The organism is Paenibacillus barengoltzii NBRC 101215 (genome assembly GCF_004000745.1).
GTDB classification, from domain to species: domain Bacteria; phylum Bacillota; class Bacilli; order Paenibacillales; family Paenibacillaceae; genus Fontibacillus; species Fontibacillus barengoltzii.
Map to the genome: position 1 here is coordinate 1 of NZ_BILV01000073.1, position 13,677 is coordinate 13,677.

A 13,677-nucleotide genomic window follows, 5' to 3' on the forward strand; every position below is an offset into this window, starting at 1 on the left:
CGCCGCTTCCACTTCCCTGACTTCGCTCCGTGATGAGAAGCCGATTTTAAATCCACCTTAAGGAAGAAGGGTTAGGATATGTATGAACGGGAATACCGTAACCCAACTATCGCACCGATCCAAAATTCCGCCGTGCCCCGGCAACAAATTGCCGGAATCCTTGATGCCATATACACGCTTGTAAGCCGATTGGATCAAGTCGCCAAATTGGCCGACAACTGCCGCAGATATCCCGAGCAGGACGGCTCGTCCAATCGTAAGCAACCCGCCGGAAGCGAGCGCAAAGATCACCGCAACGATGACCGCCAGCAAAACGCCGCCCAGCGCCCCTTCAACGGTTTTATTCGGACTGATCGCAGGCCAGAGCTTATTCTTCCCAAACCGCCGTCCAGCAAAATAAGCCCCTGCATCACTGCTCCAGATCGACGCGAGCATCAGAAACGTCCAGAATAAGCCGTGACCGTCGGGTGTATTGCGTGTTTCTGCAATCGCCGCAAATCCGATGCCGACGTAAACCATCCCAAGATAGAGCAGGGCGATTTGACCGATTGGGATCTCGTTCTTACTGATCACGGTTACCGCAAGGAAGAACAGCATAAATAACCACAGCACCGCCATATCGCTCAGCGGTCGGTCGATCTCAAGCAGCCGCCACGGAAACGTAAGATAAACCACGCCTAAATAACCCAGGATGGCCGTGCCCTGGAATGCTGGGATGCGCGTCATACGTACGAATTCGTAATATCCGATGAGCGCCATAAGCATAATGAGTACATGATAGAGAGTTCCGCCAAGCCAGCACATTCCGAGGAAAAAGCCGCCGGCAATGATCCCCGTTATCAAACGCTGTTTCACCAGTCTACACCTTCCATCGCTAGGTTAATCCGCCGTACCGCCGCGTGCGGCGTTGATACTCCGCCACTGCTTGAACCAAATGCTCCTTGCTGAAATCCGGCCACAGGATATCCGTGAACCAAAGCTCACTATACGCCGTTTGCCATAACATAAAGTTACTTAACCGCAGCTCTCCGCTCGTACGAATCAGCAAATCCGGATCAGGCAACCCGGCGGATAACAGCCGAGATTCAATCGTCTCTGGCGTAATGTCCTCCACCGACAGTTCCCCGGATTGCACAGCCTTCGCAATCCCCTTGACGCTTTCCGTAATCTCGCGACGGCTGCCGTAATTTAAAGCAAAATTCAAGATCAAGCCGGTATTGTGCTTCGTCCGCTCAATCGCTTCCTCCATTGCCGCAATCGTATGCGCGGGCAGCTCATCCGTATGTCCCATCATGCGAACCTGGACGTTCTTTTCAACCAATTCATCCAGCTCGATCGCCAGAAACTCCTGCGGAAGCGACATCAAATAGTCCACTTCATCCTTCGGCCGTTTCCAATTTTCCGTTGAGAAAGCATACAACGTCAAAATGGAAATGCCAAGTTCGTCAGCAGCGATCGTTGCCCGCTTTACCGCTTTCATCCCCGATCGATGGCCGACGATTCGCGGCATACCAAGCCTGCGCGCCCATCTTCCGTTCCCGTCCATAATAATCGCAACATGTTTCGGGATATTGTCCGGGGACAGGCTGACGGATGCCCCAGGATTTTTCTTTTTCCGCCAAGGTTGAAATAACTTGATCATTCCTTTTCCTCCAGCCGATGATGAAAAAGAGACAAAACCCCACCGTAATAGGAGGGGCAGCTTTTTTGTCTCTTAGACTTCCATGATCTCTTTTTCTTTCGCAGTGAGGACCTTATCCACTTCCGCGATAAATTTATCTGTCGTTTTCTGAATGTCTTCTTGATGCCGACGCGATTCATCCTCAGAAATGTCGGTTTTCTCTAGCTTCTTGATGTCGTCGTTCGCATCGCGGCGAATGTTGCGGATCGCCACTTTCGCTTCCTCACCGAATTTCTTCGTCATCTTCACAAGTTCGATCCGACGCTCTTCCGTCAAGGCAGGAATCGTCAATCGAATAGACGAACCATCGTTTGCAGGCGTTAATCCGAGATCGGATTTTTGAATCGCCCGCTCAATTTCCGATAGCGACGATTTGTCCCAAGGCTGGATCAGCAACGTCCGGGAATCCGGCGTGTTGATATTGGCCAACTGGTTGATTGGCGTCGGCGAACCGTAATAATCAACCTGAATGCGATCAAGCAGCGAAGGCGTAGCTCTACCGGCGCGCAGCGTCGAAAGATCTCTTCTCAGCGCCTGAATCGCTTTCTCCATGCGTTCTTCGGCATGTTTCTTAATCGTTTGCGGCATTAATCTACACTCCCTTTGACGATCGTCCCGATTTTTTCACCGAGAACGACGCGTTTAATGTTCCCTTGTTCGGTAATCGCAAAAACAATCAACGGAATATCTTTGTCCATGCACAGCGAGGACGCCGTAGAATCCATGACACCAAGGTTCTTGTTCAGCACATCCAAATACGTGAGAGATTCGTACTTCACCGCGTTTGGATCTACAAACGGATCTGCGGAGTAAACGCCATCCACCTTGTTCTTTGCCATCAGGATGACTTCTGCCTCAATTTCAGCTGCGCGCAGCGCTGCAGTAGTATCCGTGGAAAAGAACGGATTACCCGTACCCGCCGCGAAAATCACAACCCGCCCCTTCTCCAAGTGACGAATCGCCCGGCGCCGGATATAAGGCTCGGCAATTTGCTGCATCGCAATCGAGGTTTGCACCCGAGTTGGCACATCGATTTGCTCAAGTGCGTCCTGCAGGGCCAGGGAATTCATTACGGTCGCGAGCATTCCCATGTAATCCGCCGTTGCGCGATCGATCCCTTTGGCACTCCCGGCAATCCCGCGCCAAATGTTGCCACCGCCGCATACGATGGCAACCTGTACGCCTAACTCGACGACTTCCTTCACCTGTTGGGCAATGGATGCGATCGTATCAGCGTCGATCCCGTAACCGTTTTGACCGGCTAATGACTCCCCGCTAACCTTTAAGACAACACGTTTAAACACTGGCTGTTCCAAATGTATACCTCCACATCGAACTCTTTCGCGGGTTAAAAAAGAAGGAACACGGCGTGTTCCAACTTTCCTTCACATGTATGTGAGATCGTTTTGCTTACTTGTTCACTTGGGACATAACTTCTTCTACGAAGTTGTCCACTTTCTTTTCCAGACCTTCGCCCAGTTCGTAACGAACAAAACGACGGATGGAGATGTTTTCACCGATCGTGCTGATTTTTTCTTTCAGCAATTGCTCAATCGTTTTGTCTGGGTCTTTAACGAAAGCTTGTTCCATCAAGCAGAACTCTTCGTAGTATTTGCCGATGCGGCCTTCAACCATTTTTTCAACGATTTTTTCAGGTTTGCCTTCGTTCAGCGCTTGAGCTTTCAGAATTTCCTTCTCTTTCTCGATTTCCTCTTGTGGAACTTCTTCACGACGAACGTAGCGAGGGCTCATCGCAGCGATATGCATTGCAACGTCGCGTGCAAATTCTTTGAACTGTTCGTTCTTCGCAACGAAGTCTGTTTCTGTGTTGATCTCAACCAGAACGCCGATACGGCCGCCTGCATGGATATAAGATTCAACAACGCCTTCTGTCGCGATCCGGCCAGCTTTATTCGCTGCAGCAGCCAGACCTTTTTCACGCAAGAGTTCAACAGCTTTCGTCATATCGCCGTTAGCTTCTTCCAACGCCTTTTTGCAGTCCAGCATTCCCGCGCCGGTTTTTTCACGTAGTTCTTTGACCGATTTTGCATCAACAGCCATGTTTAATTCCCTCCATATCGATATATCGGGGATATCCCCTGTAACTGTGTAGGCATAAAACCATCTGCAGATGGAATAAGATCGTACTGCAGAAGCTTCTATCCCGTCCATTTCCTTTAAAAAAAGGGTAGTGAGAGGTTTGACACCTACCAACCACCCTTTTCATTTAATTTATCGATTTAGCGTATGGCCAAAGCCATTAAGCCGTCGTTTGTTCGCCTTGATGAGCTTCGATCACGGCATCCGCCATTTTACCCGTCAACAGTTTTACGGCGCGGATCGCGTCGTCGTTACCCGGAATGACGTAGTCGATTTCGTCTGGATCGCAGTTCGTGTCAACGATACCTACAATTGGGATACCCAATTTACGAGCTTCGGCAACTGCGATACGTTCTTTGCGAGGATCAATTACGAACAGAGCGCTTGGCAAGCTCTTCATGTTCTTGATCCCGCCCAGGAATTTCTCAAGACGTTCTTTCTCTTTGCGAAGAATGATAACTTCTTTCTTCGGCAGAACCGTGAAAGTACCGTCTTCTTCCCAAGTTTCAAGTTGTTTCAAACGTTCGATCCGTTTTTGGATCGTTTGGAAGTTCGTCAGCGTACCGCCCAACCAACGTTGGTTAATGTAGAATTGACCAGCGCGTTCAGCTTCTTCTTTAACAGAATCTTGAGCTTGTTTCTTCGTGCCTACGAACAGAATGGTGCCATTCTCTTCAGCAATGCTTTTTACGAAGTTATAAGCTTCTTCCACTTTCTTGACCGTTTTTTGCAGGTCAATGATGTAAATTCCGTTTCTTTCGGTGAAGATATAACGATCCATTTTCGGGTTCCAGCGACGAGTCTGGTGACCGAAGTGAACCCCTGCTTCAAGCAGTTGTTTCATGGAGATTACTGCCATCTTCACGCACCTCCTAGTTTGGTTTTTTTGATGCTTCCTCCGCAGGTTTCATTTCCCGCTAAGACTCCCTCAATCGCGAGCACCCTTAGCGAAATCATCCTGCGTGCGTTATAACACCGTCAATTAATATACCATAACTAAAATAGGGATGCAACCAAAGTTTGACGCAAAATGACAGCAACATAAAAAGGCGCCTCAGGCGCCTTTTTATACATCTATTTATTTGCTTCCGGAAGCCTTTATGGAGATTTTTGAAATAATCGAATCATAACTTTCGCCAACTTGAAAAGTATAGGTGCCTGCGCGAACCTTGCGGTTGATTTTCTTATTGATTGCAGTTTTCAGAAACGCATCTTGATCCTCAATTACCCCGGCTTGCTCCAGGCCTTGAGCTACGCCTTCCAGCGTTGTCCCAGCCACAATCTTGTATTCCACTGTCGCTGGTTGTGGCGGGTTTGGAGCAGCGGGCTCGTTCGTTCCTCCGGCATTGGGATCAGAAGATGCCGATCCTTCCCCTGCTTCTGGAGCGTCAGGAGCTTTCGGAGACGCAGGTGCATCTGGCTGATTAGGATCCGCCGGTGTTGCATCATCGTTCTCACCCTCATTCCCAGCCGAATCCGATGATTGCCCGGAACGCTCCAACCATTCCTCTTCCGTGAACAATTCCTGATCCGCCTCCACGACCTTCAAACCGGCCAGCACGGCAGCGCGTTCGATTTCCTCCTTCGATTGGAGATCATTTTTGCTGCCTTGTCCAATCAGCATAAGCTGCAGCAGTAAAGCCCCGGCGATGAGTCCGCACCCCAAACCAAGCATAAACTGGCGGTTTTTCATCATCGGGACTCCTCCTTCTTGGCCAGCTGCAGGATCAGCTGAACCTCCCCACGTTGTAAGCCCGTCGCTTTGGCGATCATATCGATCGACTTCCCTTTGTCATACAACTCGAACAGTTCGGGATAACGATCCCGAACCAGATCTTGTTGCGGCAGCTCCGGTTCATCCGGTTCCGGAGCTGGTTCTGCAGGCAAATGATCGGACTCCGCAGCAACCGCAGCCTCAAGTTGAGGTTGGATAACTAGCGGGGCATCCACAGGTCCTGAGGATGCAGCATGAATCGGCTTCTCCTTCAAGTTTTGCTCCACAAGTTCAAGCCGTGCTTCCGTTTGCTTGGCGTAAGCTTCTGCATCCCCCAAACGTTGACGCAACTCGGCAATCTGCTCCTGCTGAGCTAACTGTTTGGAGGTTAAATCCTGCTTCATCTTCGCAACCATATCAATTAATTCTTGGTTTTCATTTTCGATTTCCGCCATGTACTGCTCCAAAGTGGCCTCCAGCTCCCTGGCCATTTCCGCTTTGGGTGCCGCTGCTTGGCGTCCTGGCAACAGCAGGGCATAGACAAGCGCCGCTGCCCCAAGCAACACAATGTAAAACCAAGGCTCTCCAAATGACAATCTAATCCTCACCCTTTGCGTTCATGTGGTCTCCTTTATAAAGACAAGTCGATATGCTTGCCCTTATAAGGATGTTCCGCCTTATGATGTCCTTGTCCTTGCTCGTCCGGCTTGTCCTGGGAGCTGCCGTGTTCCTGCTCCGATGTGAAATTACCTTTCCCTTCGCGCTTTACCGTCGTATTATGAGCACTCTCATCAACGTTAGCGCTGCGCCGGCGCTCAATCTCGCTATCCTTTAACCCTTGAAGCGATAACAGACTTTGGTCATGAAGAGGCCGTTGCTGCTGATCATGTTGTACACGCCCCGCCTCGCTTGTCCGAGGGACTGCGATTTGCATTTCCACGGGTTTCATATTCATGGGATCACCTCATGATTCAACGAAGGGAATGGATAAATCGAAAAAGCTTCCTTGGCATACCAGGTCTAGATGAGAGGAGACATAGAAATATCCCCTTCGCTAAAATAGAAAGTCATTCGCGAAATGGGCTCCTTAATGTACTTGGTATATCGTCCAATGACGATCTTGGAACCGCCGTAAATCATTTTAAGGACTTCAACTCTAGCTTTCCCCGTATCCTCAAGTGCCTTCTCGATCGTCAGAATGCGTTCCTTCATCAGGTTCAGTTCCTGGGTGTTCGATTTCTTGGTCATATTCAGCTTCGCACGCATCTCGAGCTTGTCCTGCGGCAATTTACCCATGGAAGCCAGCTGATCAAGCAGCGTAAGCGCCTTCTCCGTCTTGTCCAAGTTGGCCAACTGGTCCTTGACCTGCTGCCGAAGTTCCAGCAGTTCATTCCGTAATTCAGGTAATGCACCAACTTCGATTGAGGTTAATGTCGACATCGGATTCCCAATAACTCGGGCAACCACTTTCTCCCCAGCTTGAATGTTCCCGCCAACGATCAATCCCTTAGCTCCGTTACAAATAACATCCTGACCAGCACTAATGTTGGAGTGCATAATACTTTGGGACACGATCACGTCTTTTCCCGCATGGACATTACCATCTTGGATAAACGAGCTTTTTACGTTTTGCCCCGCCTTAATCAGGCCTTTATTATATCCGATGATACCTCCGGAGATTTCGATAGAACCGTCTGCAATCAACTCAGCTCCCTCTACTCCGCCTATGACGCGAATATCCCCGGCAGCACTAATGCGAAAGCCTGTCAGCACATTCCCGCGGACAACAACCGTTCCGACGAAATCGATATTTCCAACACCGTAATCGACGTCTCCGTTAATCTCGTAAACCGGGAACACATTAAGCTTCCCCTTTTCCGTTCGCGTCACCAGACCGTCGATGGCGGCATACATTGCGGTCTGTTCCGCATTTAACACAACATTCTTGCCCACTTTAAATCGTGCTTCTTTACCTTCTCGGCAGGGGATCGCTTCGCCCGTCACCGCCGTTCCAGGGCGCCCTGGAACTGGGGGTACCAACTCAGCAATCAGTTGTCCTTTACGGATGTTATTAAGCCGCGTCACATCCTTCAAATCAACTTTGCCGTCTTCCGTTTCAACCGGCCGATGTTGATTCTCCTCGTCGATGGAGATGGCATAGCGGATAAACCCGTTTTCCCCATGAACCGGCTCTTGCCCCATCGCGATCGGCGTTTTGCTAAAGAAGTATTCCTTAGGATTGGCTGCAAATCGCTTGACGATATCCTCCTGAACCCCATATTTAATGCCTTCGCTCCGCAGGAAGTGAAGCAGCTCATCCGGGGTACATGAAAAATCATCTTCTTTCTTCAGAAATTGCAGATAGGCTACAGTCTTATCATCGTTTAACGTCACGCTCAAGATCTGTTTTAAATTATCCAAAAGCTCCACGAAGCCGTCCCCCTCATCATTCACTCGCTTAAAATAACTCGTCAGTCTTCAGCCAGCAACAAATCGCGTTGCTTCTCCAAACTGCCCCGAAGGCGTAAAATCGCCTTAGAGTGTAATTGCGAAATCCGCGAGGGTGACAAAGACATGACCTCGGCGATTTCGCTCAAGGATAAATCCTCATAATAGAGTAGGGAGACTACTGTACGTTCCTTCTCGGTCAACTTCTCAATCCCTTTCGCAAGGGATTCACGAAGATAGAACTCCCTAACCTTATAATCCGGGTTTTTTGCCTTTTCGTCAACGAGTAAAGTAAGACGAGTCTCCGATTCTTCTTCGCGGATAGGATCCTCCAGCGAGCATAGGGTCATTACGGCAACTTCCTGAAGCATACTTTGAAATTCCTTCTCGCTTACATTGAGATAGGAACTCATCTCAGCGTCAGTGACGGAGCGGAGATATTGCTGCTCTAAATGTTGATAACCTTCTTCGATTTTCTTGGCTTTCTCTCTCACGGATCGGGGAACCCAGTCCCCTTGCCGCAGGCCGTCCAAAATCGCCCCCCGTACCCGCCAAGATGCATAGGTTTCGAACTGAAGTCCCCGTTTGTAGTCAAACTTTTCGACCGCATCGATCAATCCCATAACACCGTTGCTGGCGAGATCGTCCTTGGATACGTTTTTGGGCAAACCGACAGCGAGACGTCCTGAAACGTAGTCGACAATGGGCAGATATTTCTCGATAAGTTGTTTCTTGGCCTCTAAATCACCGTGCTCTTTCCAACTTTCCCAAAGGTCGGCATGATTTAGAGTGGATGTCTTCCGCTCGTTCAACTGCCTTCACCCTCCTTATTGTTCTGTCAGGTGACGAACGACCTTAACCAGCTCTTCAGGATCTTTGCCGTCAGGTGTCTTCACTAATTTTGGCGGATTTAGCGGCGCAAATTGCTTCTCCACATCCGAAGCAGCCGGAGTTGGCTTTAACAGATCATTGAGCTGCTCGCTTTCGTCCGGCGTCAGCAAGTCGAGATTCGTGCCCTTGCCCTCTTCGGACGCTGGGTCAGCCTCCAGAGCAGGAGTATAATCCCCTGGCATTTCCTTCAGGAACCCCAACATCCAGTTGGCCGCAAACGCCAACAGAAACCAAACGGCAAACGAAATAAGCCCTCGTACAAAGCTGGTCATGAATAAATTGTTTCCTGCCGAAACGGCAAACGTAATTAGAAAACCGATAAAGCCCGACAACAAGTAATATCTCAATTTTCCTGGCATGGCTACAATTCCTTTATCCCCATTTGTACACTTCGCACATATAAGATCCCTGTCATGCTGTCCAGTTCAATCGTTCGGCCGTAATTGCCGCCCGTATCCTCTGCAAGCAATGGAATGCCGAGCTCAGACAGCTGCTCTTTACAGGACTCCACATTACGTGGACCAATCCTCATCGTGTCACTACTGCCGGCAAAGGTAAACATTTGCGATCCGCCAGCCATCTTGGCAACCAGTCGGCTTGGCGCTGCGCCAAGGTCCAGCAGCTTCCGGTAGAGTGCCGGAATGGCTGTATCTGCATACTTGGCGATATTTAACGCCCCTTCCCGGGCGATGTCCGAGGAAGGCAACATCACATGCGCAAGACCGGCAATTTTAAGCTGCGGGTCGTATAAGGTTAATCCTACACAGGAGCCTAGGCCGGTTGTCCGTATCAATCCCTGCTGAGTAATGACATTCAACTCGGCCATGCCTACCTTGACGACATACTGCTCATCGATCATGATCAATTGGTACTCCAAGTGCTGCAAAGATTTTGGCGAATGAATCCGGATCCGGAATGAGGAAGAACTGACCTTCGACCTCATCTTGACCTTCAATAAATTTCGTGTCGATCAGCAGGGCGGAATCCCCCATTTCACCAAATTGCAGGAGTCCGTAACTCAAGATCGCACCCGCCATATCTAGAGCTAAAGCAGGTACAGTAGGCGACATTTGCAAGGAGGTGAAATCGGCCAGCGAGGATAAATACGAGCCGGCTAAAATATTACCGATTTCCGATAACGCCGACCATTCCATCTCAGAGAAGGTTTCACCATTATCCACCGTGATGCCGGCCAAGCGAGTCAGAAGCTTCTTCGCAGCTTCCGGGCTTAGGATGAAGAACAAATTGCCCGGCGCATCGCCTTCTACTCGGAAGAATACAGCCAGCACCAAGTTCTCCGCGCCGCCGACACGATCCGCAATCGCTTCAAACGGGAGCATTTGGACCATCGGAACGGCCATATCGATCGGCTTGTCCAGCAGCTTGGACAAAGCCGTAGCGGCATTTCCCGCCCCGATATTGCCGACCTCCTTCAAAATATCGATTTTGAAGTCTTCGAACCCTCTGAACAAATCCACGGTATTAGCCCTCTAAGCTTTCTAATTGAATAATTTCCTTCCGGCTGAGCACTTCCGACAAATTCAACATCACCAACAGCCGATCCTCGGAAATCCGAGCTACCCCATGCAGATATTTCGCTTTGATACCGCCAACAACATCCGGCGGCGAGTCGATCAAGTCGGTATTCAGGTCGATAACATCATTAGCAGAGTCAACGATGAAACCAACCTCCATTTCATTAGCCGAGACAATAATGATCCGGGTTTGATCCGTGTATTCCGTCTCCGGCAATCCAAAGCGGCCGCGCAAATCGATCACCGGAATGACGACGCCGCGCAGATTAATCACGCCTTTAACAAATGAATAGGTCTTCGGAACGCGCGTGATCGGCATCATGCGTTCGATCGTTTGGACTTTGTCCACGTCGATCCCGTATTCTTCATGCCCCAACTTAAATACGATAACTTTTAATTCCTCTCCCATGTGGAAACCCTCCCTTAGAGTGTATAACTGACCTTATTTAATGAAGGCGTTTGGATCGATGATGAGCGCTACCTGACCATCCCCCAAGATCGTTGCACCAGCAACCCCTTGAATCGAAGGCAGATATTTGCCCAGGTTCTTAATGACGATTTCGCTTTGGCCAATGAAATCCTCAATCGCTAGGGCAGCTAGCCTGTCGCCTTTGCGGATCACGACGATTTCTGTCTCCTCTTCATCGCTTTCAGAGAAGCCCGGTATGTCAAACAGCTTCGCTAGCGACATGTATGGAATATGGGTATCGCGATAAGCCACCATCGTATAACCGTGGACTTCTCGAATCTGGTCGCGCCGGATTAAGCCGGTTTCGACGATGGAGGACAGCGGAATCGCATATTTTTCTTCCCCAACCTTAATGAGCATTGCCGAAATAATCGACAAAGTCAGTGGAAGCTGTACGGAAAACTTCGTGCCGACACCCAGCTTCGATTCCACCGAAACGACGCCGCTTAAGGATTCGATTTTGGATTTGACGACGTCAAGTCCAACCCCGCGTCCAGAAATATCGGAGATGACCTCGGCTGTACTAAAGCCCGGAGCGAACAAGAGCATGTACACCTGCTCGTCCGTCATCGAGGCAGCTTCGCTCTCCTTGACGATGCCGTTCTTAAGCGCTCTTTGCAGAACCTTATTACGGTCAATGCCGTGTCCGTCATCTTCGATTTCAATAAACACATGGTTGCCGCTGTGGAAAGCCCGCAGCTGAATTGTCCCGGTTTCCGGTTTGCCTGCAGCAATCCGTTCAGCCGTAGATTCTACCCCATGGTCGACGGCATTCCGAAGCAAATGCACGAGTGGATCTCCAATTTCGTCGATGACCGTGCGATCCAGTTCGGTTTCGGCCCCGACGATGTTCAGATCGATTTTCTTGTCGAGCGATTTCGCCAGGTCGCGAACCATCCGCGGGAAGCGGTTGAACACGGTATCGACCGGAACCATCCGCAGCTTCAACACGATGTTCTGCAAGTCGCTGCCGACACGGCTCATATGCTCAACGGTTTCCGTTAAGTCGCTTCGTTTGACTTCAGTAGCCAGCTGCTCCAAGCGAGCACGGTCAATCAACAATTCGCTGAGCAGATTCATGAGCACGTCCAGCCGGTCGATATCTACCCGAATTGTACGGGCAGGAGCGGAGGCACCTCCAGCTGGGCGAGCATTTGCTTTTGCTTCAGGTGCTGCAGCTGGTTTAGCTGGAGCGGATTGGGCTTTGGTCTGAGCTGGAGCAGGAGCTGGCGCTGCAGCTTCGGCTGCCGCAGCTGCCTCCTTCGAACCGGCATTCAGTTGTGCCAAAGTTTCATGATCCAGCGCTGCAACTTGTGCCGTATCGATTTCCGACAGATTCATAATCATGCTTTGAATCTCGGCAGAATCTTTTTGAGTTATGTAATAAAGGGAAAAGCTTCGATCAAATTTCTCTTGCTCAATATCCTGTACAGATGGCGAAGACTTCACGATTTCCCCGAATCGTTCCAGGAGATCAAAGACGAGGTAGGCGCGTGCTGCTTTCAATTGACAATCCTCTCGGATCGCCACTTCAATGTACAACACTTTATGTCCTTCCGTGATGGACTGCTCCAAGACGGAAAATTGATATTGATCCAGTTGGATGGCCGATGCACTGTTCGCCGCGGATCCACCTGCTGCCGGCTTGCTTGCCGCCGCACTTCCGCCTTCCGCAAAATCCCCGCGTACGATGGATTGCAGCGCGTCAACGATTTCACTGACGTCCGCTTTCCCTTCGCCGCCTTGGGTAATGTCCTGCACCATCATTTGCAGCGCATCCAAGCTCTTAAACAGAGTGTCGAAGATAAACTCCTGCATTTTCAGCTTCTCGTTCCGGACGAGGTCCAGCACGTTCTCCATCTGGTGCGTGAGCGAGGACAAATCCTCGAACCCCATCGTCGCTGCCATCCCCTTCAGCGTATGCGCCGATCGGAAGATGACTTGAACGATGCTGATATCCTCAGGGTTGTTTTCCAGCTCCAACATTTTTTCGTTTAATGATTGCAAATGATCGTTCGACTCATCGATAAACATGGATAAATACTGATTCATGTCCATGGTGAGGCACCTCCTCCAAGAGATTCCGTTAATAACTCATTTTCGTGGTGAGCTAAAAAAGGGTTAGGATCTTTACAAGCTGGCTTTTTTAGCTACTTCTTGTACAAGCTTAGGGCCAATCTCGTATAGCGGTAATACATGGCTGACGCATTTCAGTTCGATTGCCGAGCGCGGCATACCGAATACGACGCACGTCTCTTCGCTCTCGGCAATAGTGGAAGTCACGCCAGCGTCATAAAGCCGCTTCATGACTTTCGCCCCGTCGCTGCCCATCCCCGTTAGCAGTACAACATGACGTTTCAGTGCTTGCAGCGGGAGCAGCGATTCATACAAGACGTCCACCGAAGGTCGATGTCCGTTACATGGCTTGTCGGTCGTCAAATGGACGCGATAACCGCCTGTCGGACTTGGTACGACGTTCATATGGAAACCTCCCGGAGCAATGTATGCCGTCCCACTTTGCAGCTCCTGGCCTTGCTCTGCCTCAACGACGTTGAGTTCGCATAAGCTGTTCAACCGCTGAGCGAGCGACTTGGTAAAGTTTGGCGGCATGTGTTGCACGATGACGATTGGCGCCGGAAAGTCCCCGGGGATTTTCTCCAAGACGGCTTTAAGCGCCTTGGGGCCCCCGGTTGAAGTACCGATCGCTACGAGATCGGTGAACTCCCCTGCAGGGCGTACGGAACGGGGACGCCCTCTGCCTGCATGGCCGCTCGTCTTCTCCCGAGCGGCGGCCACTTCCGCCGCCGGCGCCTGCCGCGGCGGCGATGCGGGCTTGGCC

The 13,677-nt window shown here is 50.4% G+C and carries 17 protein-coding genes; all 17 read right to left on the reverse strand.

Going from position 1 to position 13,677, the window contains the following annotated elements; genetic code table 11:
* Window positions 1-57: 57 nt before the first annotated feature.
* The gene (locus PBA01S_RS17890; protein WP_127576471.1) at window positions 58-855 is read right to left on the reverse strand and encodes a phosphatidate cytidylyltransferase; all 798 of its coding nucleotides are present in this window, start codon (window positions 853-855) and stop codon (window positions 58-60) included.
* 19 nt (window positions 856-874) lie between these two features.
* The gene (gene uppS / locus PBA01S_RS17895) at window positions 875-1,642 is read right to left on the reverse strand and encodes an undecaprenyl pyrophosphate synthase (protein ID WP_016312413.1); all 768 of its coding nucleotides are present in this window, start codon (window positions 1,640-1,642) and stop codon (window positions 875-877) included.
* Between the two features lie 72 nt (window positions 1,643-1,714).
* A complete protein-coding gene (frr, locus tag PBA01S_RS17900) occupies window positions 1,715-2,269 on the reverse strand; it encodes a ribosome recycling factor (RefSeq protein WP_127576472.1) in 555 nt (184 codons plus the stop codon).
* A complete protein-coding gene (gene pyrH / locus PBA01S_RS17905; RefSeq protein WP_127576473.1) occupies window positions 2,269-2,997 on the reverse strand; it encodes a UMP kinase in 729 nt (242 codons plus the stop codon). The genes frr and pyrH overlap by 1 nt, the downstream gene beginning before the upstream one ends.
* A gap of 94 nt (window positions 2,998-3,091) precedes the next feature.
* Window positions 3,092-3,742, reverse strand: coding sequence for a translation elongation factor Ts (gene tsf / locus PBA01S_RS17910; RefSeq protein ID WP_016312416.1), 651 nt, complete (start codon window positions 3,740-3,742; stop codon window positions 3,092-3,094).
* Window positions 3,743-3,941: 199 nt separating this feature from the next.
* A complete protein-coding gene (gene rpsB, locus PBA01S_RS17915; protein ID WP_016312417.1) occupies window positions 3,942-4,640 on the reverse strand; it encodes a 30S ribosomal protein S2 in 699 nt (232 codons plus the stop codon).
* A gap of 219 nt (window positions 4,641-4,859) precedes the next feature.
* A complete protein-coding gene (locus PBA01S_RS17920; protein WP_028539373.1) occupies window positions 4,860-5,477 on the reverse strand; it encodes an endolytic transglycosylase MltG in 618 nt (205 codons plus the stop codon).
* Window positions 5,474-6,091, reverse strand: coding sequence for a hypothetical protein (locus tag PBA01S_RS17925; RefSeq protein WP_028539374.1), 618 nt, complete (start codon window positions 6,089-6,091; stop codon window positions 5,474-5,476). The genes PBA01S_RS17920 and PBA01S_RS17925 overlap by 4 nt, the downstream gene beginning before the upstream one ends.
* Window positions 6,092-6,126: 35 nt before the next feature.
* On the reverse strand, window positions 6,127-6,450 hold the full coding sequence (locus PBA01S_RS17930; protein WP_028539375.1) for a hypothetical protein: 324 nt from the start codon (window positions 6,448-6,450) through the stop codon (window positions 6,127-6,129).
* 65 nt (window positions 6,451-6,515) lie between these two features.
* A complete protein-coding gene (locus PBA01S_RS17935) occupies window positions 6,516-7,925 on the reverse strand; it encodes a flagellar assembly protein A (protein WP_028539376.1) in 1,410 nt (469 codons plus the stop codon).
* Between the two features lie 41 nt (window positions 7,926-7,966).
* Window positions 7,967-8,755 carry a FliA/WhiG family RNA polymerase sigma factor gene (locus PBA01S_RS17940; RefSeq protein ID WP_016312422.1) on the reverse strand — a complete coding sequence of 263 codons (789 nt, stop codon included), beginning with the start codon at window positions 8,753-8,755 and terminating at the stop codon, window positions 7,967-7,969.
* Between the two features lie 15 nt (window positions 8,756-8,770).
* Window positions 8,771-9,193 (reverse strand): hypothetical protein, encoded by a 423-nt coding sequence (locus PBA01S_RS17945; protein ID WP_016312423.1) that lies wholly within the window; start codon window positions 9,191-9,193, stop codon window positions 8,771-8,773.
* A 2-nt stretch (window positions 9,194-9,195) separates the two neighbouring features.
* Complete coding sequence (locus PBA01S_RS17950; protein ID WP_016312424.1) at window positions 9,196-9,693, reverse strand: chemotaxis protein CheD; 498 nt, start codon at window positions 9,691-9,693, stop codon at window positions 9,196-9,198.
* Window positions 9,683-10,312 (reverse strand): chemotaxis protein CheC, encoded by a 630-nt coding sequence (locus PBA01S_RS17955; protein ID WP_016312425.1) that lies wholly within the window; start codon window positions 10,310-10,312, stop codon window positions 9,683-9,685. The genes PBA01S_RS17950 and PBA01S_RS17955 overlap by 11 nt, the downstream gene beginning before the upstream one ends.
* Before the next feature lie 4 nt (window positions 10,313-10,316).
* Window positions 10,317-10,778 carry a chemotaxis protein CheW gene (locus tag PBA01S_RS17960; protein ID WP_016312426.1) on the reverse strand — a complete coding sequence of 154 codons (462 nt, stop codon included), beginning with the start codon at window positions 10,776-10,778 and terminating at the stop codon, window positions 10,317-10,319.
* Window positions 10,779-10,811: 33 nt separating this feature from the next.
* Entirely contained in the window at window positions 10,812-12,896 is a 2,085-nt protein-coding gene (locus PBA01S_RS17965) for a chemotaxis protein CheA (protein WP_028539379.1), read from the reverse strand.
* A 72-nt stretch (window positions 12,897-12,968) separates the two neighbouring features.
* On the reverse strand, window positions 12,969-13,677 hold a 709-nt coding region (locus PBA01S_RS17970), incomplete at its 5' end, for a CheB methylesterase domain-containing protein (RefSeq protein ID WP_255315389.1).